We start from the raw sequence: 25884 nt of genomic DNA, 5'->3' as shown, positions 1-25884 counted from the left end.
CCGGCGATAACCATCGCGGCGGCTTTATATTAATTGGACTAACGGTCGATCAATCCCTGTCTTTGCCTGAACCCTCTTGCTGGCTCTTTTTAAGCTCTGCCTGCTTGCGCTCCCAGAAGGAAACCACCTCTTCACGGGTAATCTTTTTATCCAGATCACGGTCAATTCGCATGAAATCATTGCGGACCGGCTCGAGCTTTTCATCCATGCTGATCTGACCGTCCTTGTTCGCATCCCAGCGTTTCATAATATTGGTGATGATGCTCTTTTTAACCTCTGGCGACTTGATATCCATTTCAGATCTGCCTGCATAACGGTGCGCGAACATCTCCTCGCCGCTGATCATGCCGTCGCCATCGATATCGATCTTGTTAAACTGTATCACCGCCACATGTTCATACTCTGCAGGATCAATCACACCGTCACTGTTGGCGTCTTTTACTTTCATTGTGCGGTCAGCAGATGCCTGTGGATCGTAGGCTGGCTCGGCCTGGAGTGGCGAGGCAAGCATCATACATGCTGCAAGTAGTACCAGTTTCTTCATCAAACATTCCCCTCTTCTCGGTAGATAGTCTTCACGCTTCAGAGCCCGCAAAGCCTAACGCATGATGCGTGCTTCACCAACAGCGCTCCTGAAAAGCGGGCCCAAACCCTAGCAGCAATGATTTATTAGTGAATTAATATATAATAAAAAACCTCTAATGTTTTCGGCCTTCTATTACATGGGAAGTAATTGGCCAGGCAGCGGTAGCTGCATTGCACCAATCCCTACAGCTGCATAGAGCAGCAGATAGGAGAGCCATGCCTTACCGCTGAACAGGGTGAGCGCACTGCCAAATGACTCTTTCAGGACAGCCCCGGTAAAATCCACACTGTAGAACTCATCAAGCAGCAGGTGCAGCAGGTAACCGCCGCTGACAAATCCGGCAGCCAGCCAAGCAAATGAGATCTGCCAGGCAAACAGGTGAATGCCTGCTGAGAACGTGGCCATACCGAACAGCAGGGCAGCCGGCAACGAGTGAAACAGCCCGCGATGTTCGGTAGTTGCCGCAAAAAGCGGGCAGAGCAGGAACCTCACCGCCAGTGCCGCTACACCTGCAGCAAAGAGCAGTGGAACAATCAATAACTTGTCGTAGTAGAGAAAAACCACTGCGATCGCAGTAACAAAACTGAGGATCGTAAACAGAAGCTGCGCAGGAATGGAGTGGTCTGAATCGATATCGGGAAGAATGCCGGCATGCAGCCCAAGCAGGAACAGCAGCAGGGCTTCCATATGATCTGTATGAGAGGTCTGCATCACCACGGCTGTAGCTGCCAGAGAGCCTGCCGCCGCGACGGTGAGATGTGTTCTGAAGTTTGCCATACCGCCTCCTGTGCGGGGAAGTCTGGCGTATATAACCATCAGGGCAGTGAGCCGGCTCACCCGAATGTCTCAGGTCTCGAGATGACCCGTCTCTTCCTGCTCGGGCAGGAATGGTTTTAAAAGATCCTCAAACCACCGTTCCAGTTTCTCCATTCCCTCTCGAACATCATCAAAGTCCTTATCCGAAATCACGCCATCTTTATTCCGGTCCATCGCGTCAAAGGTGGCTCGTGCAGATGTCTCCAACCGCTGCATCACCTCTTCAAAGGTAATCTGGCCATCGCCATTGGCATCGAATGCGCTGCTGTTTTCATCAGCCAGTGCGGGCGTGGAAACAAGCAGCAGGGCCAGAAGGGGGGCAGTATAGAATGTTGCTAATCTCATGTGACTCCTCCTGATGCTGATCAGGTCAATGCTGTAGCGATGTGATCTCCTTTGCAGTCGGGATTGCAGCCCCCAATCTCGCAGATATTCCCCTCAGCGCTTCACTGCCAGCGTTACACCATCAGCTATCGGTAGCATGGAGAGATCAACGCGCGCATCCACTTTCAGCTTGCTGTTAAATATTCGGATCGCCTCGGTTGCTGCCGAATGGTCCTGCTCATCAATCACGCTTCCTCCCCACAATACGTTATCGATAACGATCAGGCCGCCCGGTCTGATCAGTTTCAGACAGCGTTCAAAGTAGTGGTCGTAATTTTCCTTGTCTGCATCAATAAAGGCGAAATCAAAACACGCCTCCTCACCCTGGTTCAGCAACGTATCAAGTGTTTCCAGAGCAGGCCTCAGATGCAGATGCACTTTCGCTTCTACACCTGCCATCTCCCAGAAGCGCCGCGCGACAAAACTCCAGCGTTCGGAAACATCACAGGAAACGATCTCGCCATCTTCAGGAAGGGAGAGGGCCATCCATAGCGTGGCATAACCTGTATAGGTGCCCACTTCAATGACCCGCTTGCTGCCGCTCAAACGAAGCAGCAGGGCCATCATCTGGCACTGCTCGGGTGCCGAACGCATGATGGAGAGCTCCTCTTTTTCAGTCGCCTCACGCAGCTGCTGAAGAACCTCTGGTTCGCGCACCCCCATCTCCAGCAGATAACCGTATAGATCCGCGTCAAGGCCTATCGTGCGGTTAGCCATGGCTGGACTCCCTCTGCCTCAGATGCGCTTCCGCCGCATCAAGCTGCTGCTCGCTGAAAACGTGAACTCCATGACGCACCAGTAGTCTTGCGGTCACTCCCAAGCCATCGATTTTCCTGCCTGAGAAACTGCCATCGTTGACTCGTGTGGCACCGCAGGAGGGGCTGCCCTCTTTCAGGATGGCAATCCTGATCCCGTGACGCATGCATTCGGCCAGTGCCCGCTCCGCACCATCGACAAAAGCGTCTGTCACATCATCCCCATGCTGCGTACAAATCATGCCACAGCCGCGCAATACGAAATCGGCATCGCCCAGAACAATCTCGGCCGGAGCTCTGGGCACCGTCAAGCCTCCGGCCACCTCTGGACAGAACGGGACCAAACGTCCATCGCTCTGCCATGCGTCTAGAAGACCGTGCTGCAGGCAGTCGCCACCGTCATAGCGCACCTTTTGGCCTAACAGACAAGCGCTAACGAGGATCTTCTGCATGCTTAACCATGATGAGCTGATCCGTATCATAACCGAGGGCTTTGGCCCGTTTAATAAAGCGATCCATCAAAGCGGGTGAAACTGACGGATTCCGGCTCAGCAGCCAGAGATATGAGCGGTCGGGGCCAGTGACAAAAGAGTGCTGGTAGTGCTCCTGATCCAGATCGAACACCACATACGAGGCATAAAAAGGACCAAAGAAAGAGACCTTAAGATGCCCCTTATTCGCACCATCCACAAAATAGGCTTTTCCTTCGGCCTGCTTCCACGCTTCTCCATCGCTCAGGTAGCCTCTATTGATAACCCTGACACCACCATCCTCTCGCAGCGAATATTCCGCAGTTACCTGCTCCAGGCCGCGTTCAAACGAGTGGTCCAGGCGTGCAATTTCATACCATTTTCCCAAATAACGGGGCAGTTCAAATCCCTGAACAGGCTGTATCCCTTCCGGCAGCCTGGTGCAGCCGACTGCAAAAACGGAGAGGAAAAAGCAGAGGAGCGTACGCTTGAACATAGTCCTAGATTAGACCCATACTGCCAATTCGGAAAGGGCGGTGGAGTGAAGCAGGTATATTCTATCTTCCTTGATCGCCGCTGACTGTATTGTCGCGAGCAACTCTTCTATATTGGAGGGAGGCGACCCGGCCTCTTGCACATATCCCCACATATGCTGCAGGGCATTGAGCAGGTGTCCCGGTTCAGGTGGTTTTCTAAGTGTCGAAATCATCAGACATGCAAGTGCATTCATATTATTTCGGAACTTCCCATGCGCCACTTCAGGGCCCAGCTCCCTATAAAGGTTAGGGTCATGCGCCATCACCGAGTACTTATGGTGAGCCCACAGCTCCTGGCAATTGTCGGGCAACGGTATGCGACCACTGCGGCCATCGCCTGAATATTTGCCTGCCAAAAGCTCAAGCTGGCGTGCCGGGGGATCGATATATTCCCCGGGCCAGGAATCCATATCGGTAGAATCAGGCAATGGTGATTGATGCCTGTAGCCCCTCAGCGCCATCTCGCAGAGCAGCTGTTTATGACGTAAAACCAGTGCATCGACATGGCCAATCCAACGTACTGTTTCGGGATGTTTGGCATAGCCTTTTTTGTTCATGGTAAGGATATTGAAAAGGCCGTGCAGTTCCCTGTGTTCACCGAGCAACTGCTGCCGGGCAAGGTAACCTGGATCAATATCCCATATCCTCATATCTGACAGGGTAGCGTTTACCATTGCCATGTGAAATGATTTTGCCATGCAAAAGAACCTTCGCCACCACATAACATGTCTGGCTTTAACACTTGTGCTGATGCATCCGGCATCGGTATATGCAGATGATCTGCCTGAAACCGCGCTTCCGCTTTGGGAGGTTGGCATCGCAGTTGGCATCGCAAGCCTGCCGCAATATATGGGTAGCGATGAACGCTATCTCTTTGGCGCACCGATTCCCTATGTGATTTACCGCGGCGATCGACTGAAGGTGGATCGCTCCGGCATCAGGCGTGAGCTTTTTGGCATCAACAACCTGAACCTGGATCTCTCGCTCGGATTCGGATTGCCCGTACGCAATTCAAACCGTGCCCGGGCCGGCATGCCTGACCTCAAATTCAGTTTCCAACTGGGTCCGCGGCTGAATTGGAGTATATACAAAGACAACCAAAACAGCTTGAAACTGAGGTTGCCGTGGCGTGGCGTCATCAACACCTCCGGTAACTGGCTGGGCTGGTTATCGGAACCGGACCTTCTGCTGGAGCATCAGGCAAATGACAAATTAAAGGTGACACTTGCTGCCGGCCTCCTTTACGGATCAAAGGGATTTAATGACACTTACTACGGTGTTGCGCCGATCTACACTACAGCCTCGAGGCCTGCCTATACTGCACATGCCGGGCTGCACTCATTGTCGCTGACGACAAGCATCCGCTATCAGTACAGTGATTCACTTTCGTTTTTTTCTGCGCTTCGTTACCGCAATCTGGCAGCAGGTGTGGTCGCCGCCAGTCCGCTGGTAAAAGATAACAATTATATCTCGGCTGCCATTGGCATGGCATGGAGCTTCTGGATGTCAGATGCGAGAGGTGCCGACTAATCCCCCTCTGCATTTTCCTCCCGCATCTGCTTTTTCAGGTTTTCCGGCATGGTCAGGGTCTCCATATCCCACCCTTCCAAACGAAGCACTTCTCCCAGGCATGCTTCCATCACCTCATGGGATTTTCTAACATCTTCTGAAATGCGTTGATGTACCATTTCATCAGTGCCTGACAAATTCAGGCACCTCAGCTGATATTGATGCACCCGTCGCAACTCCCGCATTACCGACGCCACCTGGGCAGGGCAGGCGCACTGGTAGACCATTGCCTGGTCAATGATGCGTAACAGCTGTTCGTCACTGTAATTTCTATCCATTACCGCTCTCCTTCATTCTCAGCAACGCTTGTACTTCATCCATATCAGGCAGCGCAGGGCGAGCACCAAGCTTGCAACAGGTTAGCGCCCCCGCCGCGGAGGCGAACGAGAGCAGATCTCTCCAATCCAGAGCCAGTGTCAGTCCGTAAGCGAAGGCGCCGTGGAAAGCATCGCCCGCACCGGTCGAATCGACTTCCTGCACGCTGAAGGCGGGTGCTTTTCCGTACTCCCCGTCCCTGGTCCAGATCAGCCCATGTTCGCCGAGCGTAATCACCACGCATTCAGATACTGCCGCCAGTTCATCAAGCGCCTGTTCCATATCACTGCTTTCACACCACTGGCGTGCGAACTTCTCAGAGGCGACCAGATAGTCGACCATGCCTGCGAGCTCCAGGGTCCCCCTGTGTAGTGATCCCGCATCGAGTACAGTCGGGATTTCATGCTCAGCAGCCCGGCGGCAGAGGCGAGGCGAAAGCAGCGGTTCGTGGCCATCGAAGAGCATGACCTTTGGCATCTCATTCAATGAGATGGCATCTGCATCAAGCCAGGGCGTATTGCCCTTGAAGTTTACCAGTGAACGCGCCCCATTTGGTTTAGCTATAATCTGGGAGACGGGGGAGGGATATAATCCACGGATAACGAAATCGGTATTTACCCCTTCTGAACCGAACTCTCGCATCTGCATATCACCGAATGGATCGTTGCCTAAGTATCCACAGAATCCGGCTTTGCCGCCCAGACGTGCCGCGCACACCGCCGCATTGGCGGCAGGCCCTCCTCCGGCCAACTGCATGGCATCGGCGAACACTTTTTCATCCGGTCCCGGATGAGTGGCAGTTGCCATCGTGATATCAAAGGAGGCGTGCCCCACACAAAGAAGATCAAGCATGCCGACAGCTTACCCCACAGGATTGCTTTTATGCCACCGTCTGAGCAACCATAAGTAGATAGCAAGGTTGATTAACAGCACAAAAAATCCGACATTCCACTGCATGGTCTGTGTCAGACCTGCCGGATAGATGAGCGGCTCGATGTAGTGGTCGAGAAAGCTTCCGCTATAAGATCGTTCGCCGGCCAGATTTCGCAGCGCTTGTTCCAGAGGCGTAAGCGGGCAGATAGCGCCGGAAAATGTGATCCAGAGGGCCCAGCCGACAGCCGGAAGATGTAGCCATGCCAGCCTTGGCCATTTAAGTGACAATAGGCCGCCCAGCCCCACAAACAGTATAAAAATCAGATGCAACAGGAGAATCGTATCGGCAAATATGCTGTAGATCATACCTGTGCCTTACCTGAGCAGAAAGCCGCAAATCGTGTATTATTCACTGCCCTGATGCTCGACATCAAGCGGCGCAGGAACCGGAATATGTACGCTTACATTCGGAACAGGCCTGACATGAATAGAGCAGGCGGCCAGCATAAATATCAGTGCCATCGCAATATACTTCATAACCACACCCGCGCTGAACAAGAATAACTCACTATAAACACAGGAGGGCTGGATTAACCAGAGCTTATAATCCGGTGCAGATCTCCATCAAAGCAGATCTCCATCAAAACAAAAGGGGAAGCAACTTTCGTTGCTTCCCCTTTCTTGTTGGTACCGAAGACTGGACTCGAACCAGCACGGCTTGCGCCACTACCCCCTCAAGGTAGCGTGTCTACCAATTCCACCACTTCGGCTTTCAGACTCTCTATGAGACCGGAGAGTCTAACTTATTCCGCACCCGGCAGGCCATCCGCCGGTGCAGTTGTATCTTTCAGTTTGGATGGATCAAATCCACCCTGCTGTGGCTGAGTCTCGGCTGGAGCCTCAACCGGAATCTCATCGACAACAGTACGTTCTACTACGGAGCCGGTCTGCTGCTGGGAGAAAAAAGCCAGCGTCAGACTGGTCACCATAAATGCCGCTGCCAGGCCGCCGGTCATCTTGCCCAGGAATGAACCCGAACCACGGCTACCAAACAGGGTCTGAGCACCGCCGCCACCAAAAGAGGCGCCGATATCCGCACCCTGCCCGCGCTGAACAAGGATCACCCCGATCAGCAGCAGTGCGATAAGCACGTGAATAATGATAAGAACTGTTGTCATCTGTTCTTGTTCTCCTTAGCCCGCCACTTTCGCGGCAGCCTGTACAATCTCCATAAACGACTCGGCCTTCAGACTCGCGCCACCTACCAGCGCACCTTCCACGCCAGGGCAAGCCATCAACTCTTCAGCATTTCCCGGGTTTACACTGCCACCGTAAAGTACACGGCAGTCATGCCCCAGTCGCTGCAACTCAGCATGCACGAATGCATGGGTCTCCACCACCTGCTCAGGCGATGCGGTGACACCTGTACCAATTGCCCATACCGGCTCATATGCCACTGTAAGCGGCGCACTCTTCGGTGCTCCCTTCAAAATGGCAAGCTGTTCTGCAAGCACATGGTTGGTTACACCCTTTTCGCGCTGCTCCAGCGTTTCGCCGATGCAGAGAATCGGCTCAAGTCCGTGCAGCCATGCCGCATTCATCTTCGAGCGGATCTGCGCATTGCTCTCGCCGATAATACTACGGCGCTCGGAGTGGCCGAGAATTACATAATGACAACCGGCATCACGCAACATAATCGGACAGATGGAACCGGTGAAAGCACCCTTGTCCTCGTAGTATACATTCTGTGCACCAAGGGCCACACCCATCTCCGCCAGACGCGCCGACATCGAATGCAGCAGTGTAAATGGAGGCATCAGCGCCACCTCAACAACATCCGGTGCAGGATTGCCACCGAAGGCATCCATGAAATCATTGGCCTCCTGTAACAGTCCGTTCATCTTCCAGTTCCCTGCTATCAACTTGCGCTTTTCATTGCTCATCTCAGACCTCCCGGAATTTGAACCAACGGCTCGAAAAAGGACGCGGATTCTATGAAGCCTCCCATATAAGGCAAGGGAAAATCGGAGGGGCTGTGATTGGAGCCGTTATCGGCTACGCTTCGGCCATGTCATCACACCTTGAACAGCAAGCCAAAAAATCGCTCGGCCAGCACTTTCTTCGCGATTTTAGTGCCATTCGCCGCATTGTTTCTGCAATCCCCGAAGGGGCAACTGCGATTGAAATAGGGCCTGGGCCCGGAGCACTCACAGAGTCACTGCTGAAGCGTGTCAGCCACCTCACTGTTATCGAGATGGATAACCGTTTTGCAGCCCAGTGGCAGGGCGAAGCAGAAGAAAATCCTGCTCTCTCTGTCATACACGGTGATGTCATGCAGGAGCTGGATGGAGCCATCGTATCATGTGCTCCACAGTGGATTGCCGGCAACCTGCCTTACAACATCAGCGGGCCGCTGACCGCCAAGCTGGCCGGCTTCAGCCTCTCCGGCGGCATGGTGCTGATGTATCAGCGCGAAGTGGCTGAGCGCATCGCTTCCGAGCCCGGCAGTAAGGTGTACGGAGGTCTCTCCGTACTTGTCCGTCACTATTATGATGTGAGGCGCTTACTGACACTGCCTCCGGGTGCCTTCAGTCCGCCACCCAAGGTACACTCAGCTGTGATCCTGATGACGCCGCACGGCAAAACGCCGCCATGCAGCTACGAATCGCTGCAGAAGGCGGTTCGTCAGGGTTTCGCCCACCGGCGCAAGACGATTGCCAATAATTTCAGGGGAGATCTGTCAGCCGAACAGTTTGAGTCGATCGGAATCGATCCGCGCAAGCGGCCCGAACAGCTCGATTACGATGCCTGGAGCCGGATCACCCTTGCTCTGTCGCGGAGAGACTAGCTCGATACCGGCCAGGAACTGTATTCCATGCCGGTGACACGGTAGAGCGGTGCCACATCCTTCGGTGAGCGCTTGGTCACTTTGAGATCGCGCAGGATTCCATCCTTCAGGCGGTAGATCCAGCCATGCACGGATAGCTCATCACCACGCTCCCATGCATTCTGAACGATGCGCGTATGACAGATATTATCGACCTGGCGCGCCACATTAAGCTCGCAAAGGCGATCCATACGCTCCTGCTCCGGCAACTGCTCCAGATCTTTCTCGAAGAGCATATAGGTGTCGCGAATACTTCGGATCCAGTTATCGACAATACCGTGATGCTGCCCTGCCATCGCTGCGCGAACACCGCCGCAACCGTAGTGGCCAGTAATGACAATATGTTTCACGCCAAGAACATCCACCGCGTACTGCGCTGCAGAGAGGCAGTTCAGATCGGTATGGTGCACCTGATTGGCAACATTTCGGTGCACAAACACCTGTCCGGGCTGCAGGCCGGTAATCTCGTTGGCGGGGACACGGCTGTCGGAGCAACCGATCCAGAAAAAACGGGGATTCTGAAATCCGGCCAGGCGATCAAAAAACCCGGGGTCTTCCTTCAGTGTTTGCGCTGCCCACGCCTTGTTATTTTCAAGCAGTTTTTCAGGACTACACATAATCCCCCTCAGCCAGCAAGCAACGGGTCAAGTTTGCCCTGACTATCGAGCGCATATAACTCATCACAACCACCGACATGCCTTCCATCAATAAATATCTGCGGAATGGTACGGGCTCCACCAGCCCTCTCAAGCATCTCGGCCTGGCGTTTCATATCGCGCTGCACATTGTATTCGGTGAATTCAACACCCTTTTTTTTCAGCAGACTCTTGGCCCGTACGCAGTAGGGGCAGAAGTCGCCCGAGTAGATCTCTATATTTGCCATGGGTAAAATCTATCCTCTGTTTAAAGTCCGCGCCAGCGACAACACCTTGACCTCGCATCCAACTGGCTTAATCGCCCTGGCAGCAAAGTGAAGTGTAGATCCTGTCGTCATAATATCATCGACAACCCAGACCACGGAAGCCTCGCCTCTGCGCGCACGGAAGTCGTCAGACAGGGAAAAAGCCTTACGCAGATTTCTTCTGCGCGCCTGACCAGAGAGTGAGGACTGGCGCGGCTGCTCTCCCACCCTTCGCAGAAGCTGCCAATCCCAACGGCAGCCTGCTCCACCAGCCATCCATCTGCACAGGTCCGCCGCGTGGTGGCTCCCGCTTTTGCGCATCCTCGACAGTGGCATAGGCACCGGCACAAGCAGGTCTTGTTCGCTGATAATCTCCTTCAAACCCGGAATAGCCGACTCAAGTAGCCAGCGTACAGCGCCATCCTGCCCCTGCAGCTTCCAGCCCAGAATCGCATCGCGAACAGGTCCGCGATACGCGAAAAGGCTTCGGCTCTCAATTTGCGCAGGCGGATGATTCAGGCAGTGGCCGCATGGCCCAGGAGCCATCACCTCGGGCAGTTCGGTTCCGCAGCGCATGCAGGTGGATCGTGGCCAGACAGCAATCTTTTCAAAGCAGTCACGGCAACAGCCTGTCGACAGAGAGGGGGTATCCAGCAGTTGCTGGCAAAACAGGCAGGTCGGAGGAAACAGAAGCCTCTGCACCCCGTTAACCATCCTGAAGGCTTTGGTTGACAGGCTCTTCATGCCTACCAGCATGCCGGACATGCCAGATTCGCGCAATTGGTTTTCCGACATCTCCGACAGCCGGCGCCGTCACTTTCTCGCCTCACGGCGCGAAGGCGTCTTGATCCATGTCGGCGGCAACTCGCTGGTTAACTTCGCCAGTAACGACTATCTCGGTTTAAGTTTTCACCCTGCAGTCTGTGACGGGGCGCGCGGGGCACTTGATGAAGCGGTTGGCAGCGGTGCTTCGCGCCTTGTTTCCGGGGACGATCCGATGCTGCACCGGCTGGAGACAAAGCTGGCCGAATGGAAGGGGTACGAGGCGTGCCTGATCGCAGGCTCCGGCATGCTGGCCAATATCGGGCTGCTGCAGGCACTGGCCGATCGCCACACCCATATCTTTGGCGACAGGCTCAATCACGCTTCACTGGTCGATGGTACCCGGCTATCGGGCGCAAAGTCACACCGTTTTTCCCACCTCAATTACACCGCCCTTGCCGCGCTGCTTGAGAGGCATGTCTCTGAAAAACGCATCATTGTGTCCGATGGTGTCTTCAGCATGGACGGCGACAGCGCCAATGCCGCTTCACTTCTGTCGCTGGCTGAAGCGTTTGACACGCTTTTGGTGATTGATGATGCCCACGGCACCGGCACGGTTGGGCCAGAGGGCAGGGGAGTCACGGCAACAGCCGGCATCGCAGGCCATCCTCGGCTGATCGAGGTGGGCACCTTCGGCAAGGCATTCGGAAGTTATGGCGCTTTTATCCTTGGTACCCGGGAGTTGATCGAAGGTTTAAGGCAGCGCCAGCGCACGGTGATCTACTCCACAGCCCTTCCCGTCGCGATGATTGCTGCGGCGGAGAGTGCACTGACCCTGATCCGGAAGGGCGAACTGGTTGAGCAGCTGAACCAAAACCTGGATCTGTTCAAACAGAGAACAGCCGACATCGGTTTCATGGAGTCGGAGAGCCCGATTCAGCCGTTACTCGTCGGAACAGATGAGAAGGCGTTACAGATTGCAAATGCACTTCGGGAAGCAGGATTCTTTGTGCCGGCGATTCGCCCGCCAACGGTTCCCGAGGGAACCGCAAGGCTGCGTTTCACGATTACTGCAGCCCACTCGCCTGAGCAGATTGAGGCGCTTGCCGCCACATTGAGGCGTGTGCTGTGAAGCCCTCTCTGTTTATACACGGCTGGGCGCAGTCGCGACAGATCTGGTTCAACCAGTTTGAGACATTCGCGGCGACTCGGTTTCTAAATCTGCCGGGTCACGGTGGTGCGGCCGATATTCCGGCCGATCGCTGGCTGGACAGCATTGTTGCCCAGCTGCCTGAAGAGCCTGTCCATCTGGTCGGCTGGTCGCTCGGCGGCATGCTGGCCATGCAGGTTGCCGCAGCCTTTCCAGAGCGGGTGGCATCGCTTGCCCTGGTCGCAACGACCCCGCGTTTTCGCGCTGCTGATGGCTGGCCGCATGGCAGCAGCGAGGAGATTTTCGAAGGCTTCAGAGACGCCGTTGCATCCGGTTCGCCGAAAGCCCTCAATCGCTTCTTCATGCTGATGCTGCACGGCGATGACCTGAGCCGAAGCGATTACAACGCGTTGGCCAGAGAATCAGTGGACCGTGAAAACAGGCCTGGTGCAGCAGGTCTGGCTGGCGGCCTTGAATTGCTTGAGCGGCTCGACCTGCGCACGCTTGCCGAAGAAGTCAGCTCTCCAACATTGATCCTGCACGGAGAGGGTGATGCCATTGTTCCTGTTGCAGCTGGAATCTGGCTGGCCGATACGATTACCGGCGCAGAACAGCACATATTCCGGGCATGCGGACATGCGCCGTTCCTGACGCAGCCGGAAGAATTCAACACAACACTTCAAAGATGGTGGCAACAACTGTGAAAAATGCACATATCCATATCGACCGGGTAAAACGCTCCTTCTCCTCGGCCTCCGACAGCTATGATGAGCACGCCGTCCTGCAGCGTGAGATCGGCGACCGCCTGATTGCCCACCTTAACTTCACCAGGATCGAACCGATGCGCATCCTCGATATCGGTTGCGGCACCGGTTATTTCACACGCCTGTTGCGTGGCAAGTTCAAAAAGGCGGAGATCACCGCCTTCGACCTCTCCGAGTCGATGGTGGCCACAACCCGCAAGGGGCATGCGCGCAGGCTTCCCTGGCATGGACGCCACCAGCATGCATCAGGAGACGCGGCAGCATTGCCGTTCAAGACCGGGAGTTTTGACCTGGTCTGCTCGAACCTTGCCATGCAGTGGGTTCCCGAACCTGAAAAGATGCTTGCCGAGATGCGTCGCGTATTGGCACCGGGCGGCCTGATGCTTTTCTCAACCTTCGGACGCCGCACACTCTCAGAGCTCAGACAGGCTCTGGCTGAGATCGATCCGGGCAATGCAGGGCATGTACTGCCATTCCCCGATGTGATGAGCCTTGGCGATGCCATCATGAAGCTGGCCGTCGAAACACCGGTAACCGATGCCGACCTCTTCACGCTCACCTACCCGGACACCATCAGCCTTGTGCGCGAACTCAAGGGGCTGGGCGCCTCCGCCTCCGCCATTCGCGGTCGCAAGAGCGGCCTCTACGGTCGCTCCCTGATCAAAAAGCTCGAAGCACGTTACAGTGAGCGTTACCGCGATGAGAATGGCCGCATCCGCGCCACCTTCGAGGCGCTCTATGCACAGGCGTGGTACAAGGAGGGTGGTTTCGAGCACCGAGACGGCATTATCCCTATCAAGGCGGAAGGGGATCTGAAAATCGATGGCATCTAAAAGGGTATTTATATCTGCCACCGACACCGAGGCCGGCAAAACCTGGGTAACGGCATCGGCCATCCGTGCACTTTTGAAAGAGGGTAATCGTGCTATAGCGCTGAAACCGGTCGCCTGCGGGCTCGATGATCATGGCCGCAACGAGGATATCGACGCGCTGCTTGCCGCCCAGGGTTTAACCGACCCGGACCAGATCAGCCTCTACCGCTACGCACTCCCTGCAGCACCCTCACAGGCTGCGGCTGCCGAAGGAGCCACGATTGATGCCGATAAACTGGTTGAGTGGTGTGAATCGCAATCAGCCGATGTGGATACCTGCCTGATCGAAGGGGTAGGTGGCCTGATGGTCCCGATCACCGACAGCTGGCTTGTCTCAGGCTGGGTCGAGGCGATGCCCGATGCGGAGATATGGCTGGTTGTCGGCTGCAAGCTTGGTGCCATCAACCAGACCCTGCTGACGCTGGAAAAACTGAAACAGATGGGACGAACTCCCTCCCGCATCTTTTTCAACGCCACCAAAGCAGAGCAGAACGACTGGCTCAATCCTACTCTGCGCTCTGTCAAACCATTCCTGAACAAACATTGTGAAGTCCATACCCTGAAATTCACCGAAGAGGTTGCGCTCGGCTCCTAATCTTCTTCGCCAACCACGCCCTTCCAGCCGAAGGCGAGGAGAAGGGCGAGCATCGGAGCGCCGGAGGCGATGCGCCCCTCATCGAGCATATCGAGCGCCTCTTGGCGCGAAACCCATGCAAGGCGGATATCCTCATACTCATGGTCACAACCACCACCATCACCGACCGGACTGTTCTTATCCACCAGCCCGAGAAACAGATCAATGCGCTCGGAGCAACCGCCGGGTGTGGTGTAGTAACGGCCGAGAAACTTTGTTTCATAGGGAATGAAACCTGCCTCCTCCCTGGATTCGCGGATCACCGCCTCCTCTGCGTTCTCCCCCTTATCGATGATGCCGGCCACGATCTCGACCAGCCACGGGTTGTCATTGCGCAGGACCGGGCCGATTCGGAACTGCTCAAGCAGCAGCACCTCGTCCGCATTCGGATCGTAAAGAAGCAGGGCTGCGGCATCGCCGCGCTCCATGTTTTCCCTTGTGACCGTAAGGGAGCCACCGTCAAAACGGTCGTGCTCGACGGTGTGCCTGTCCATGGCAAAAAAGCCCTGATAGACCCTCTCGCTTTTCTTGATGTGGTACTCCATGGCCGACCTCCGAATCCCTGCTTCACGTATCATAGCATGAGTTCCGCCGCGAATAAGTATAATCCCGCTTTTTTAGCTTATTCTTAACTGCTACAGTAAGCCGCATGAAGATACTGGTGGTTGAAGACGAAGAGCGAGTTGCACACTTCATTCAGAAGGGGCTGAAGGAGGAGGGGCACGCCGTCGATGTCTCCTACGACGGTGAAGATGGTGAATTTCTTGCCGAAGTGAACGACTACGACCTGATCATTCTCGATCTGATGCTGCCTAAAAAGAACGGCATTGTTGTCTGCCGCGAACTACGCGCCAGCGGTGTTGCCACACCTGTTTTGATGCTGACCGCCCGTGATTCGGTCGAGGACAAGGTGCGTGGCCTTGATGCAGGCGCCGACGACTACCTGCCAAAACCGTTCGCCTTTGAAGAGCTGCTCGCACGTGTGCGCGCACTGCTGCGCCGCCAGTCCGACAGCAAGTCCCCGATCCTCAAGCTGGCCGATCTGGAACTTGACCCGATCAGCCGCCGCGTCAGCCGCCGTGGCAAAGCAATCCGCCTGACCACCAAGGAGTATGCGCTGCTTGAGTACCTGATGCGCAACCCGGACAAGGTGCTCTCGCGCACCCTGATCGGTGAACATGTATGGGACATGAACTTCGATCCCGAGAGCAACGTCATTGATGTTTATGTCAGCCACCTGCGCGCCAAGATCGATAAGGGTTTTGAGCCGGCTCTGCTGCACACCCTGCGCGGTCAGGGCTACCTGCTCAGCGACGACTCGCCCCCGGTTTAACGGGGGCTTCTCCTGACCCTTAACCCCTTCGCTTTGCTCAACTCGATTCGCTCCAACCTCTTCCGCACCTTTCGAGGCAGGCTTGCGCTTCTCTATATCAGTCTGGAGCTGGGCATTCTCATCTTTGCCGCCGGCGTCCTCTATGCGGCTCTGGCCAACCGGGTTTATTACGAGGTGGACGAGCAGCTTACAAGTCAGGCCACATCCCTCTCCAATGAGCTGGAGAGCTCTCCTTTCTACTTCTGGTCCGGTCACCTGAGCAGCTTTGCCAACCACTATCCGGGTGCAATCCAGCTGATTGGAGCCAACGGGCTGATTCTGTTCCGCTCCGATCGTTCGCTGATAGACAAGGGTGGCAATGATGTCAGCCGCGCACTCGGCCACGCCTTCCGTGCCGGTGCGCCCGCTTTTGCATCCACAGAATCACTGCTTAACAAGGATAATATCCGTGTTATCGCTTTTCCGATTCATCGTGACGGACAGGTCGTCGCCACCCTGATGCTGGGCCACAGCACACGGGATATCCGTTCCGTGTTCAACCTGCTCTATCTTCTCGGCGGCATCCTTGGCGCCATATCAATCGTAATCAGTGCCGGAGCCGGTTACTACATGGCCAAGCGGGCACTGGAACCGATTCAGGAGATTACCACTACAGCGCGCGGCGTTGCTGCCGGCGATCTCTCCCGCCGTCTGAAATCCGAATCGCAGGATAAAGAGATCCGCGTACTGGTGCGGGTGCTGAACAAGATGTTCACCGACCTTGAGGCAAGCTTTCAGGCGCAGAAACGATTTACAGCCGATGCATCGCATGAACTGCGCCTTCCGCTAACGATCCTCAAGGGTGAAATCGAGGTGGCTCTGCGTCACCCCCGAACTGAAGAGGAGTATGAACAGATCCTGCACCAGCAACTGGGTACCATCGACCGTATCCAGCGGATTGTGAACGACCTCTTAACTCTAGCCCGCTCAGATGCCGGTCAACTTGAGCTGACCCAGTCACCGGTTGATCTCTCACTTCTGCTGCAGGAGGTGGGTCAACAGCACCTGATCCTGTTCGACAGCCATAATGTGAATCTCAACATGGATATTGAAGATGATATCGAGGTGATGGGCGAGGCAAGCCAACTGGAGCGCACCATGATGAATCTGCTTTCCAACGCTTTTAAACATGCCCCAGAGCACTCCGCCATCCAGCTTTCTGCCAAAACTGAGAACGGATATGCTGTCATCTCCGTGCGTGATGAAGGTCCGGGTATTGCCGAGGAACAGCAGGACCGCCTGTTTGACCGCTTCTTCCGCGCCGATGATGCACGCTGCCGCAAAGAGGGCGAGGGGGCCGGTCTGGGACTGGCCATCTGCAAGCGTATCGTCGAAGCCCATGCCGGCAAGATCAGGGTGAAGAGTAAGCCTGGCGAGGGAGCAACCTTTATTGTCCGCCTGCCGCTGCGCGGTGCAGACCCCAGCCATCTCAAAAGACTGGATAATATTCTCATCGACCCTGAGTCAGGAAAAGTTTAAGCAGCAAAGCTCCGATCCTTACAAATTGACAAATTTACCCAGTATCAGAAAGATAAGCTTGATCACTTGCCGGGAGGGGCTGTTTGGCTCTGATGAGAGGCGTATTATATGAGACTGGTTTTTATCACTTTGCTTATTTTACTGGCTGGCTGCGAAACAACCCATAAGCTCACGGGTTCAACGATCTACCTGCCTGAGATGGATCCGGATGAACGGTATAATGCAGATGATTATGATAATGGTATGGATGATGCCATGATGTCCGGCTCGTAGCCGCTGGCCCCAGATCAGCGGATGCAGGGTATCTTCACATCGCTCGTTCAGATGTGCTCTGCTCAGGAACTCTCCTGCAATCGATGCCTTTACTCTCCAGCCACAAGAAACGGCCTCACCTGATGTTCTACACGCCTGAGAATTATGAATTCCTCCTCTACGCTCAAGGTGGTTTCTGAGGAGAGTGATAACGCCAGCCCTTTTCTGTTGCGTTCCGAATTGATCACCCATTTTATCTATTCACGCCACCGTTTAGCCCTGAGTGCGGCGGTGCCATAGAGGCATATTTGAAACCAATCCGAATGAATCCAGACAAGCCCCTCTTTGAGACCGGAGTACTCGCTTTTCAATAGTGCCAAACTGGCTTGATTATCTGATGGCTGTCGAATGTTAGTGATAGGGCTTTACGCGTCCCATCCCCTGAAGGTACGGAGGCGCTCCAGGGAAACTTATGAGGCCCAGATCACCCTGCGCCCTTCGATGGTGAATCCATCTTCAACCATACGTTTCAAAGTCGCCGGATAGAGCTTGTGCTCTTCGATCTGGATGCGCGCATGCAGTGAATCCCGGTTATCGTCATCGAGTACCGGGACTATAGATTGTGCCAGTATCGGACCACCATCAAGCACCTCATCTACAAGATGAACGGTACATCCGGAGAGCTTTACACCGTATGCAAGCGCATCCTCAACCGCCCTGGCACCCGTAAAGGCTGGCAGGATGGATGGGTGGATATTGATGATGCGGCCGCGGAAGCGTCGTACGAATGATGAGGAGAGAATGCGCATGTAGCCGGCCAGTACGATCCACTGGCAGCCATGTCTGTCCAGGAGGTCGGCACACTCGGCATCGAACTGTTCGCGGCCGTCATAATCCTTCGGATTCAGGTATATCACATTCGCCACACCAGCAGCGCGGGCAATATCCAGGGCTTTTGCATCGCCACGGTCACAGATCACCAGGCGCACATCGACCGGGCATTCGCCTGCCGCAACAGCATCAAGAATAACCTTGAGGTTGGAGCCACGGCCGGAGGCCATCACCGCGATGGATTTGGAACTCATCTGTACTCGCTTGGATCAGCCGATCAGCGTGACCGGTTCACCACTGCGCTTGTGAACAGAACCGATACGGAAGGTGGTTTCGCCTGCAGCATTAAGAACGGCTTCCGCCTTTCCGGCTTCGCTCTCCGGCAGGATCACGGCAAAACCGATCCCCATATTGAAGGTGCGATAGCGCTCGTCGCGCTCAACATCCGCAAAGCTGAGCAGGTATTCAAATGCAGGCGGTACAGGCCAGCTGCTTACATCAATCGTTACTGCCAGATCTTCACTCAGCAGGCGCTCAAAATTATCGAACATGCCTCCGCCAGTAATGTGGGAAAACCCGTGAATCTCGGTATCGCTCTTCATCAGTGCGTTCACAGCCGGAACATAGAGCCGGGTCGGTGAAAGCACGCCCTCGATTGCCTTACGGCCATCGGAAAGGGTATCGCTGTTGAGGTCGGCATCACCAAGTTCGAGCAGTTTGCGTACCATGGAGAAACCGTTGGAGTGCGGACCATTGGAGGCCACGCCAACAATCACATCGCCAGCGGAAATCTTGCTGCCGTCAACCATCTTCGGTCGATCCACCACACCGACACAGAAGCCGCCGATATCGTAATGGCCCGGCGCATACATGCCCGGCATCTCTGCAGTTTCTCCGCCTACCAGGGCACATTCGCAAGTACGGCATGCATCGGCAATGCCTTCCACCACTCCGGCCAGTGTTTCACCGGCCAGTTTTCCGGTTGCCAGGTAATCGAGGAAAAAGAGTGGGTCTGCTCCAAGTGCAGCCAGATCGTTTACACACATGGCCACGGCATCAATACCAGCCACATGCGGAAGATCATACTCCTGCAGCAGCAGCAGCTTGGTGCCAACACCGTCGGTACCCGATACCAGTACCGGCTCCTGCATACCCTTGAAATCAGGCTTAAACAGGCCGCCGAAACCACCCAGTCCGGATAGAACCTCCGGACGCATGGTGCTGTTTACAGCCTGCTTGATCCGGCCGACGAAGGCATTTCCAGCATCGATATCCACACCGCAATCGGCGTAGCTCAGTTTACTCTTTTCTGTGGCACTCACGTTACTTTCCTTAAACGTCCAGATTTTTCACTTTCAGCGCATTGTCCTGGATAAAGCGGCGACGCGGTTCAACTGCATCTCCCATCAGGGTGGAGAAAGTTTCATCGGCATTGACGACATCCTCAAGCGTTACCCGCTTGAATACGCGGTTCTGCGGATCCATGGTTGTCTCCCACAGCTGCTCTGGATCCATTTCACCCAATCCTTTGTAGCGCTGGATGTTCATCCCCTTGCGACCATCACTCTCAATCGCACTCGCCAATTCATCAAAGTGGTTAATCGGCCAACTCTTGTCACCATGGGTAAGGTGAGCGCCCTCATCCACCAGATTCTGCATCGACTCACATAGCTTCTGCGCCTCGGCAAATTCGGCAGTGCCGACCAGATCCTTATCAAGCCGGGAGATCATCACGCGGCCGTGGTCACGTCTCTGGAACTGAACCCAATAGCTTCCATCCTCGGCATCTTCCATAATCTTCCATGAAAGCGTCTCGTCAACACGCGAGGCCTGTCTGAAGGCGTAATCGAGTGCATCCATACGCTCTTCCAGCTGATCCTTGTGGCGCATCATCTTGACTGTCGTCTTGCCACTTTCGATCAGGAATTTGAGTACCTTGATATCGATACGCTGGGAGAGCCTGTTCTGAAGCCGCTGCAGGCGGTTGATACTGCGAACGGCAGTCTGCAGACGATCACCATTCATCGCTTTGGCTTTCTTATAACTGAAGTACTCTTTCCCTTCACTGCCATGCTCGAGCAGGAATTCGAACAGCTCATCATCGTTGGCGATATAGCGTGCCTTCTTGCCGCGTGTTACGCGATAGAGCGGTGGCTGTGCAATATAGAGGTGGCCGCGCTCGATCACTTCAGGCATCTGGCGATAGAAGAAGGTAAGCAGCAAGGTAAGAATATGCGCACCATCCACATCCGCATCGGTCATAATCACGATCTTGTGGTAACGTAGTTTGGCGATATCGAAATCTTCCTTCCCGATTCCGGTGCCAAGTGCAGTGATCATGGTGCCGATCTCCTGACTCGAGAGCATCTTATCGAATCGTGCCTTCTCCACATTCAGGATTTTACCCTTGAGTGGCAGGATCGCCTGCGCCTTACGGTCACGTCCCTGCTTCGCTGAACCACCCGCGGAATCACCCTCCACCAGGTAGAGTTCGGAAAGAGCAGGATCTTTCTCCTGACAGTCGGCCAGCTTGCCCGGCAATGAGGAGATGTCGAGTGCACCCTTGCGGCGTGTCAGGTCGCGTGCTTTGCGTGCTGCTTCTCTCGCCGTTGCTGCTTCGGAGACCTTGCCGACAATGCGCTTGGCCTCTTTCGGATTCTCCTCGAACCATTCGGCCAGTTTCTCATTCACGACACTTTCCACAATCGGTCGCACTTCAGATGAGACCAGTTTCTCCTTGGTTTGCGATGAGAATTTCGGGTCGGGAACCTTGACAGAGAGCACTGCAGTCAGCCCCTCACGGCAATCTTCGCCGGTCAGGCTCACCTTCAGTTTTTTCATCAGGCCATTGGCGGTAGCATAGTTATTAACAGTACGGGTTAGTGCGCCGCGAAGACCTGCCAGGTGCGTACCGCCATCTTTCTGTGGAATATTATTGGTGAAACAGAAGACGTGCTCCTGATAGGAGTCGGTCCACTGCATGGAGAGCTCTACAGTAACATCATCTCTTTCTGCACTCATGGCTACGCACTGGCCATGCAGCGGCGTGCGGGTTCGATTCAGATGCTCCACAAATGCGGAGATGCCGCCTTCATAAGCAAAAACCACCTTCTTGTTGTCACTGCGTTCATCATGGACTTCGATATGCACACCGCTGTTGAGAAAAGAAAGTTCACGCAGGCGGGTGGAGAGAATATCAAATGACATGTTTCGGTGGGAGAATATCTCCAGACTCGGTAGGAAACGTACCTCCGTACCAGTTCCCTTGGCCGTTCCGATCTCCTTGAGCGGCTCCTCAGGAACTCCGAGGTGATACTTCTGGTAGTACACCTTGCCGTTGCGTCGAATGACCAGCTCAAGCGTTTCGGAAAGCGCATTCACCACCGATACGCCCACACCATGCAGACCGCCGGACACCTTATATGAGTTACTGTCGAATTTTCCGCCTGCATGCAGCACGGTCATAATCACTTCGGCAGCCGAACGCTGCTCCTCTTCATGCATATCAACCGGAATTCCGCGACCGTTATCGCGAACGGTTACCGAATCATCGGAGTGGATAATGACTTCAATCTTGTCGCAGTGGCCGGCGAGTGCCTCATCGATGGCGTTATCCACCACCTCGAAGACCATATGATGCAGGCCTGTTCCATCGTCAGTATCACCGATATACATGCCAGGACGTTTGCGTACCGCATCAAGCCCTCGCAGTACCTTAATACTATCCGCACCATACTCCTCCGGATGCTCCGCGCTCATGCTGCTTCCTCCATTACCACTGTTGTATCCTCTTGCATCGAAACCTTCGAGCCGGTTGCACTGTCACATAAACCCTGCGTATCCAGAAGTTGAATTCTGATATTGAGATCAGATGCGATCTCTACACCCTCGGGTGCCGTCATCAGAATCTGTGCTGGACAATTTTGCAGACGATTAAACAGTCGCTGCTGCCGAGTACGATCCAGAGCCTCCAGACAGTCATCGAGTAACAGAACCGGAATCAGCCTGCGGTAGCGGCTCCAGATCGCGCATTCTGCCATCTTTATGGCAATGGCCGCCAGTTTTTGCTGTCCGCGTGACCCGGCACTGCGGATTTCTCGCTGCTGAAAGTGAATATTCACCACATCACAGTGGGGACCATAACGCAACCCAACCCGTAAATCTTCACTGCGTTTCTCCTGTAAACGCAACAGCCAGTTCTGCTGATTGTATTCAGGCATGGTCATTGAGATCATCAAAGGGTGCTCAGTAAGCCCTACCTCTTCAATAAGCAGCTGGTTCAACTCTGTAATCATCTTCTCTCTGGCCTGCACAATCGGCATTCCGTAGTGGACAATCTGCTGCTCCCACACTTCCAGCTCATCCGATGAGACCCTCCGTCTTAACAGGCGGCCACGCTGCATCACGGCCCTGAGATAACGCTCATAATAGGTCGCTATATTCTGAAAACAGGTGATGATCAGTCCATCCAGCCAGCGCCTGCGCTCTCCCGATGCACCATCAATGATTTTTCTGCCCTGTGGGGCTTCAACCAGAACAGGAAAGCTCTCACTGACATCCTTGCGCCGCTGAACATCACGCCCCTGCAGGCGTAGCGTGGTTTTTCCCTTGCGGCCGGCAACCGAAAGGTTCATCGGTCCATAGCGCTGCCACTGCCCATGGATAAAGAAGCGGTCTGAATCCCGCTTCACCAGAAAAGGGTCACGGGCCTGGCGAAATGAGCGGCCAAAGGCCATCAGGTATACGGCTTCAAGAAGGGTGGTTTTTCCGCTTCCGTTAGCGCCGACAATTAGATTCATGCCGGACTCACACTGCCAGACGACTTCATCGTGACAGCGCAGATGCCTGACCTTGACCTCGCGAATATATAGAGGGGTTGCAGACAACTCTTGTCTAGATCCTCATCGGCATGATGACATAACGTGATCCGTCATCGTCATCTCCACGTACCAGAACAGGCGATAGCTCATCCTTAAGCTCGATACGGACAGCTGCCGAACGAATTGCACCGAGCGTATCCCTCAGATAGCGACCATTAAAACCGATTGCTACCTCCTGACCGTTGTAGTCAGTTGCAATATGTTCTTCAGCCTCTTCCTGTTCCGTGTTGTGCGCCGAAATATCGATTCCATTCTCTTTAAAGGTGAGCCGGACGTCGTGGGTAAATTCGTTCGCCACAATCATGCTGCGGCGCAGAACCTGATCAAACTCTCCTCTGGTAACAACTGCCTGAGAAGGGTTTCCGCTGGGGATAACATCCTGATATACGGGAAAACGGGCATCGATAAGTTTAGAAGTAAGGATATTGGAGTCGGCGACCATGCGGATCTGACGTTCTCCGAGAAACAGTTCAACCTGACCCTGACACTCGTCACAAAGCTTCCTGATCTCCATCACCGCCTTTCTCGGTACAATACATTTTACAGCATCGGTTGCCTGTTGCAGACGCACCTCCGAGAGAGCCAGCCTGTGGCCGTCCGTGGTAACAAGTCTGAGCATATGCTGATCATCGACCTCGAACAGAGTGCCGGTGAGGTATTTACGTGTCTCATCGGTGGACATGGCAAAAGCAGTAGCCGCCACCATATCGGCGAGGGTTGAACTGGAGAGCGTGATCGAGCTTCCCCCCTGTTCCTCTGTCAGGGCCGGATATTCGCCTGCTGCAAGTGACGCGAGACGGAATCGGGATCGGCCACTGCGAATCAGAACAAATGTATCCCCTGCTTCAAGCGTGACATCCTGATCAGGATCCAACTCTTTAATGATATCGAATAGCTTCTTCGCAGATACGGTAATCGAACCTGGCTTGGTGACAGTGGCGGGGGCCTGACTGCGAATACCGACTTCAAGGTCGGTCGCTGTAATGTGCAGGGTATCGTTGTCTGCCTGCAAAAGAATATTGGCAAGAATCGGGATGGTATGGCGCTTTTCTACAATACTCTGACAACGCTGCACTGCCTGCAACAAAGATGCTCTGGACAATGTAATGTTCATATCTACTACCTGATCCCCTTTAATTTATAAAAACTCATCATCATCATAGGTGTTGTGAGTAACGTGAGTAACCCTAGAAAAACCTTTGTTCACGTTCTTTTCGACTCTCTCTGAACTGTTTGCGAGTTCAGGAAAGCCTGTGTACAGGATGTGAATAATTGATCATGGACAGTCGAATGGTACCGGTCAATCACTTTATACTCAAATCATCCACAGGCTGTGCGGGGATGCATTCACACCTTTCAAAACTCATTAAAACATCTCATTTTTACTGTTTAAGGAGTCTCATGATCCTACCCATCTCTTCATCAAAATCTTCATCTTCCTGCCGCATTTTATCAACCTTTCTTACTGCGTAGAGGATGGTGGTATGGTCCTTGTTGAAACTTGCCCCGATTTCAGGAAGTGAGCGGGTGGTCAACTCCTTGCAGGCGTACATGGCAATCTGACGAGGAAAGGCCACGGTACGACTTCGCTTGGTAGAGGACATCTCCCTTACATTAATATTGAAGTAGGAGGCAACCTTCTTCTGGATATCCTCAATGGAGATAGCACGCACCTCTTCATGCAGAAGGTCTCGCAGTACATGGCGCGCAAAGGCAATATCGATCATGCGACCGGTCAAAGTGGCATGCGCTGTCAATCGCGTCAGTGCACCCTCAAGTTCTCGTACGTTATTGGTAATTCGTGATGCAAGAAGATGAGCCACATCCTTGTCAAGCTGAATACCTGCCAACTCTGCTTTACTTGAGAGAATAGCCAGTCGGGTTTCCAGATCGGGTGGTTGAATATCCGCAACCAGCCCCCAGTTGAAACGGGAACGCAGTCGCTCCATCAGATTGGTCAGATCACGAGGGCTGCGATCAGAGGTTAGAATAATCTGTTTCTTTACCTCGTAGAGGGCATTGAAGGTATGAAAAAACTCCTCCTGCGTACGATCCTTTCCGGCAATAAACTGAATATCGTCGATGATCAACACATCCACCTGGCGATACTGGTTGCGGAATGCATCGGTAGAGCCGTTACGAATCGCCTGAATCAGCTCGTTGGTAAAACGTTCACCGGTGCGGTAGGCGATGCGGGTGTGATCCTTCTGAAGAAGTTCATTGGCGACTGCATTTATCAGATGGGTTTTGCCTAGTCCCACACCACCGTAGAGATAGAGAGGGTTATATATTTCTCCCGGTTTATCTGCGACGGCCCGGCTGGCGGCATGGCAGAATTCGTTACCTGAACCAACCACAAAGTTTTCAAACGTAAAACGGGGGTCGATATATCCATCGACATTGGATTGTGTACCACTCTCTTTCAGCTCTGACTGCGCAGTTTCATTTTCCGGAGGAGGATTTGCATCCACTTCATAGAGAACAACACATTCATCCCCCACCAATGATTTCGCGAGCTCACCAATTCTTTTTCCATAGCTGGCCTTCAGGCCATCAAGGAAAAATCGATTGGGAACTTTAATGGTAAGCCCATGGCCATCACACAGTGCGGTTAACGGACGAACCCATGCATCAAAACGTGATGCCGGTACTTCGTCCATCAGCGCATCCTTGATTTGGTTCCAGTATGAATCATCATGGGTTATCGTCATCGTCTGAATAGTACATGCTTACCCAGCTTCATCCAGTCCATTGATTGATGTGCGATGATTCCTTGACAGCAAGATGGTGGGATTT

General features: G+C 54.1%; 33 protein-coding genes and 1 tRNA gene. 10 read left to right on the top strand and 24 right to left on the bottom strand.

Translation table 11 applies throughout. The features are described from left to right. Positions 1-49: 49 nt before the first annotated feature. The 7 genes from Ga0123462_RS00155 to Ga0123462_RS00125 form a co-directional block, all read right to left on the bottom strand. The gene (locus Ga0123462_RS00155; RefSeq protein WP_100264448.1) at positions 50-544 is read right to left on the bottom strand and encodes an EF-hand domain-containing protein; all 495 of its coding nucleotides are present in this window, start codon (positions 542-544) and stop codon (positions 50-52) included. A gap of 174 nt (positions 545-718) precedes the next feature. Beyond that, positions 719-1363, bottom strand: coding sequence for a metal-dependent hydrolase (locus Ga0123462_RS00150; protein WP_100264447.1), 645 nt, complete (start codon positions 1361-1363; stop codon positions 719-721). Positions 1364-1432: 69 nt separating this feature from the next. Further along, positions 1433-1747 (bottom strand): EF-hand domain-containing protein, encoded by a 315-nt coding sequence (locus tag Ga0123462_RS00145; protein WP_100264446.1) that lies wholly within the window; start codon positions 1745-1747, stop codon positions 1433-1435. A 93-nt stretch (positions 1748-1840) separates the two neighbouring features. Continuing rightward, positions 1841-2503 (bottom strand): class I SAM-dependent methyltransferase, encoded by a 663-nt coding sequence (locus Ga0123462_RS00140; RefSeq protein WP_100264445.1) that lies wholly within the window; start codon positions 2501-2503, stop codon positions 1841-1843. Further along, positions 2496-2993, bottom strand: coding sequence for a 2-thiouracil desulfurase family protein (locus Ga0123462_RS00135; RefSeq protein ID WP_100264444.1), 498 nt, complete (start codon positions 2991-2993; stop codon positions 2496-2498). Before Ga0123462_RS00135 ends, Ga0123462_RS00140 begins: the two co-directional genes overlap by 8 nt. Then, complete coding sequence (locus Ga0123462_RS00130) at positions 2974-3507, bottom strand: lipocalin family protein (RefSeq protein WP_100264443.1); 534 nt, start codon at positions 3505-3507, stop codon at positions 2974-2976. Before Ga0123462_RS00130 ends, Ga0123462_RS00135 begins: the two co-directional genes overlap by 20 nt. A 9-nt stretch (positions 3508-3516) precedes the next feature. Continuing rightward, complete coding sequence (locus Ga0123462_RS00125) at positions 3517-4227, bottom strand: DUF1722 domain-containing protein (RefSeq protein ID WP_232726465.1); 711 nt, start codon at positions 4225-4227, stop codon at positions 3517-3519. Between the two features lie 16 nt (positions 4228-4243). Between Ga0123462_RS00125 and Ga0123462_RS00120 the strand changes: the two genes are divergently transcribed. Then, on the top strand, positions 4244-5077 hold the full coding sequence (locus Ga0123462_RS00120; RefSeq protein WP_100264442.1) for a MipA/OmpV family protein: 834 nt from the start codon (positions 4244-4246) through the stop codon (positions 5075-5077). Here Ga0123462_RS00120 and Ga0123462_RS00115 read toward each other — a convergent pair. The 7 genes from Ga0123462_RS00115 to tpiA all read right to left on the bottom strand — a co-directional run bounded on the left by Ga0123462_RS00115 (position 5074) and on the right by tpiA (position 8247). Continuing rightward, positions 5074-5394, bottom strand: coding sequence for a hypothetical protein (locus Ga0123462_RS00115; RefSeq protein ID WP_100264441.1), 321 nt, complete (start codon positions 5392-5394; stop codon positions 5074-5076). The genes Ga0123462_RS00120 and Ga0123462_RS00115 overlap by 4 nt on opposite strands. Beyond that, a complete protein-coding gene (locus Ga0123462_RS00110; protein ID WP_100264440.1) occupies positions 5387-6283 on the bottom strand; it encodes a carbohydrate kinase family protein in 897 nt (298 codons plus the stop codon). The genes Ga0123462_RS00115 and Ga0123462_RS00110 overlap by 8 nt, the downstream gene beginning before the upstream one ends. 9 nt (positions 6284-6292) lie before the next feature. After that, positions 6293-6670, bottom strand: a complete 378-nt coding sequence (locus Ga0123462_RS00105; protein WP_100264439.1) for a DUF2784 domain-containing protein — start codon at positions 6668-6670, stop codon at positions 6293-6295. Positions 6671-6709: 39 nt separating this feature from the next. Next, positions 6710-6841, bottom strand: a complete 132-nt coding sequence (locus Ga0123462_RS11565) for a hypothetical protein (RefSeq protein WP_257790527.1) — start codon at positions 6839-6841, stop codon at positions 6710-6712. A 148-nt stretch (positions 6842-6989) separates the two neighbouring features. After that, a tRNA-Leu gene (locus tag Ga0123462_RS00100) sits at positions 6990-7074 on the bottom strand. A 33-nt stretch (positions 7075-7107) separates the two neighbouring features. Beyond that, complete coding sequence (secG, locus tag Ga0123462_RS00095) at positions 7108-7482, bottom strand: preprotein translocase subunit SecG (protein ID WP_100264438.1); 375 nt, start codon at positions 7480-7482, stop codon at positions 7108-7110. A 15-nt stretch (positions 7483-7497) separates the two neighbouring features. Then, positions 7498-8247, bottom strand: coding sequence for a triose-phosphate isomerase (gene tpiA, locus Ga0123462_RS00090; RefSeq protein ID WP_100264437.1), 750 nt, complete (start codon positions 8245-8247; stop codon positions 7498-7500). Positions 8248-8339: 92 nt separating this feature from the next. Here tpiA and rsmA point away from each other — a divergent pair, with 92 nt between their 5' ends. Then, positions 8340-9152: a 16S rRNA (adenine(1518)-N(6)/adenine(1519)-N(6))-dimethyltransferase RsmA gene (gene rsmA / locus Ga0123462_RS00085; protein ID WP_232726464.1), complete on the top strand. Its 813-nt coding sequence runs from the start codon at positions 8340-8342 to the stop codon at positions 9150-9152. Here the strand turns inward: rsmA and can are convergent. The 3 genes from can to Ga0123462_RS00070 are packed head-to-tail and all read right to left on the bottom strand — an operon-like array spanning position 9149 to position 10872. Continuing rightward, positions 9149-9808, bottom strand: a complete 660-nt coding sequence (gene can, locus Ga0123462_RS00080) for a carbonate dehydratase (RefSeq protein ID WP_100264436.1) — start codon at positions 9806-9808, stop codon at positions 9149-9151. The genes rsmA and can overlap by 4 nt on opposite strands. Positions 9809-9816: 8 nt before the next feature. Further along, positions 9817-10074: a glutaredoxin 3 gene (gene grxC, locus Ga0123462_RS00075; RefSeq protein ID WP_100264435.1), complete on the bottom strand. Its 258-nt coding sequence runs from the start codon at positions 10072-10074 to the stop codon at positions 9817-9819. A gap of 9 nt (positions 10075-10083) precedes the next feature. Continuing rightward, positions 10084-10872 carry a ComF family protein gene (locus Ga0123462_RS00070; RefSeq protein ID WP_232726463.1) on the bottom strand — a complete coding sequence of 263 codons (789 nt, stop codon included), beginning with the start codon at positions 10870-10872 and terminating at the stop codon, positions 10084-10086. On the opposite strand from Ga0123462_RS00070, the gene Ga0123462_RS00065 reads away from it, so the two are divergent. Genes Ga0123462_RS00065 through bioD form a run of 4 tightly spaced genes read left to right on the top strand, consistent with a single transcriptional unit; the run spans position 10856 to position 14235 of the window. Continuing rightward, positions 10856-11986 (top strand): aminotransferase class I/II-fold pyridoxal phosphate-dependent enzyme, encoded by a 1131-nt coding sequence (locus Ga0123462_RS00065; protein ID WP_100264433.1) that lies wholly within the window; start codon positions 10856-10858, stop codon positions 11984-11986. The two genes, Ga0123462_RS00070 and Ga0123462_RS00065, sit on opposite strands and share 17 nt — an antisense overlap. Then, positions 11983-12708: an alpha/beta fold hydrolase gene (locus Ga0123462_RS00060; protein WP_100264432.1), complete on the top strand. Its 726-nt coding sequence runs from the start codon at positions 11983-11985 to the stop codon at positions 12706-12708. The genes Ga0123462_RS00065 and Ga0123462_RS00060 overlap by 4 nt, the downstream gene beginning before the upstream one ends. Further along, on the top strand, positions 12690-13601 hold the full coding sequence (gene bioC / locus Ga0123462_RS00055; RefSeq protein WP_232726462.1) for a malonyl-ACP O-methyltransferase BioC: 912 nt from the start codon (positions 12690-12692) through the stop codon (positions 13599-13601). The genes Ga0123462_RS00060 and bioC overlap by 19 nt, the downstream gene beginning before the upstream one ends. Then, positions 13591-14235 (top strand): dethiobiotin synthase, encoded by a 645-nt coding sequence (gene bioD / locus Ga0123462_RS00050; protein WP_100264431.1) that lies wholly within the window; start codon positions 13591-13593, stop codon positions 14233-14235. The genes bioC and bioD overlap by 11 nt, the downstream gene beginning before the upstream one ends. Here bioD and Ga0123462_RS00045 read toward each other — a convergent pair. Beyond that, positions 14232-14819, bottom strand: a complete 588-nt coding sequence (locus tag Ga0123462_RS00045; RefSeq protein WP_100264430.1) for an NUDIX domain-containing protein — start codon at positions 14817-14819, stop codon at positions 14232-14234. The two genes, bioD and Ga0123462_RS00045, sit on opposite strands and share 4 nt — an antisense overlap. 104 nt (positions 14820-14923) lie before the next feature. On the opposite strand from Ga0123462_RS00045, the gene Ga0123462_RS00040 reads away from it, so the two are divergent. From Ga0123462_RS00040 to Ga0123462_RS11560, 4 genes are all read left to right on the top strand, one after another. After that, positions 14924-15607: a heavy metal response regulator transcription factor gene (locus tag Ga0123462_RS00040; RefSeq protein ID WP_100264429.1), complete on the top strand. Its 684-nt coding sequence runs from the start codon at positions 14924-14926 to the stop codon at positions 15605-15607. A 33-nt stretch (positions 15608-15640) separates the two neighbouring features. Continuing rightward, on the top strand, positions 15641-17125 hold the full coding sequence (locus Ga0123462_RS00035) for a sensor histidine kinase (protein WP_100264428.1): 1485 nt from the start codon (positions 15641-15643) through the stop codon (positions 17123-17125). Between the two features lie 108 nt (positions 17126-17233). After that, the gene (locus Ga0123462_RS11295; RefSeq protein ID WP_157821224.1) at positions 17234-17398 is read left to right on the top strand and encodes a hypothetical protein; all 165 of its coding nucleotides are present in this window, start codon (positions 17234-17236) and stop codon (positions 17396-17398) included. 144 nt (positions 17399-17542) lie between these two features. Further along, positions 17543-17677, top strand: coding sequence for a hypothetical protein (locus tag Ga0123462_RS11560; RefSeq protein ID WP_257790526.1), 135 nt, complete (start codon positions 17543-17545; stop codon positions 17675-17677). Positions 17678-17847: 170 nt separating this feature from the next. On the opposite strand, the gene purN is transcribed toward Ga0123462_RS11560, so the two are convergent. From purN to dnaA, 6 genes are all read right to left on the bottom strand, one after another. Next, the gene (purN, locus tag Ga0123462_RS00030) at positions 17848-18462 is read right to left on the bottom strand and encodes a phosphoribosylglycinamide formyltransferase (RefSeq protein WP_100264427.1); all 615 of its coding nucleotides are present in this window, start codon (positions 18460-18462) and stop codon (positions 17848-17850) included. Between the two features lie 15 nt (positions 18463-18477). Continuing rightward, a complete protein-coding gene (gene purM, locus Ga0123462_RS00025) occupies positions 18478-19530 on the bottom strand; it encodes a phosphoribosylformylglycinamidine cyclo-ligase (RefSeq protein WP_100264426.1) in 1053 nt (350 codons plus the stop codon). Positions 19531-19540: 10 nt separating this feature from the next. Further along, positions 19541-21967, bottom strand: coding sequence for a DNA topoisomerase (ATP-hydrolyzing) subunit B (gyrB, locus tag Ga0123462_RS00020; protein ID WP_100264425.1), 2427 nt, complete (start codon positions 21965-21967; stop codon positions 19541-19543). Beyond that, positions 21964-23094, bottom strand: coding sequence for a DNA replication/repair protein RecF (gene recF, locus Ga0123462_RS00015; protein ID WP_100264424.1), 1131 nt, complete (start codon positions 23092-23094; stop codon positions 21964-21966). The genes gyrB and recF overlap by 4 nt, the downstream gene beginning before the upstream one ends. Before the next feature lie 7 nt (positions 23095-23101). Continuing rightward, on the bottom strand, positions 23102-24202 hold the full coding sequence (dnaN, locus tag Ga0123462_RS00010) for a DNA polymerase III subunit beta (RefSeq protein ID WP_100264423.1): 1101 nt from the start codon (positions 24200-24202) through the stop codon (positions 23102-23104). Positions 24203-24470: 268 nt separating this feature from the next. Next, positions 24471-25799, bottom strand: coding sequence for a chromosomal replication initiator protein DnaA (dnaA, locus tag Ga0123462_RS00005; protein WP_100264422.1), 1329 nt, complete (start codon positions 25797-25799; stop codon positions 24471-24473). Positions 25800-25884 lie beyond the last annotated feature (85 nt).

Source organism: Mariprofundus ferrinatatus (assembly GCF_002795825.1).
In the GTDB taxonomy this organism is placed as follows: Bacteria; Pseudomonadota; Zetaproteobacteria; order Mariprofundales; family Mariprofundaceae; genus Mariprofundus; species Mariprofundus ferrinatatus.
The sequence above is the reverse complement of the archived record's forward strand: the minus strand, read 5'-3'. Positions and strand labels throughout refer to the sequence as shown.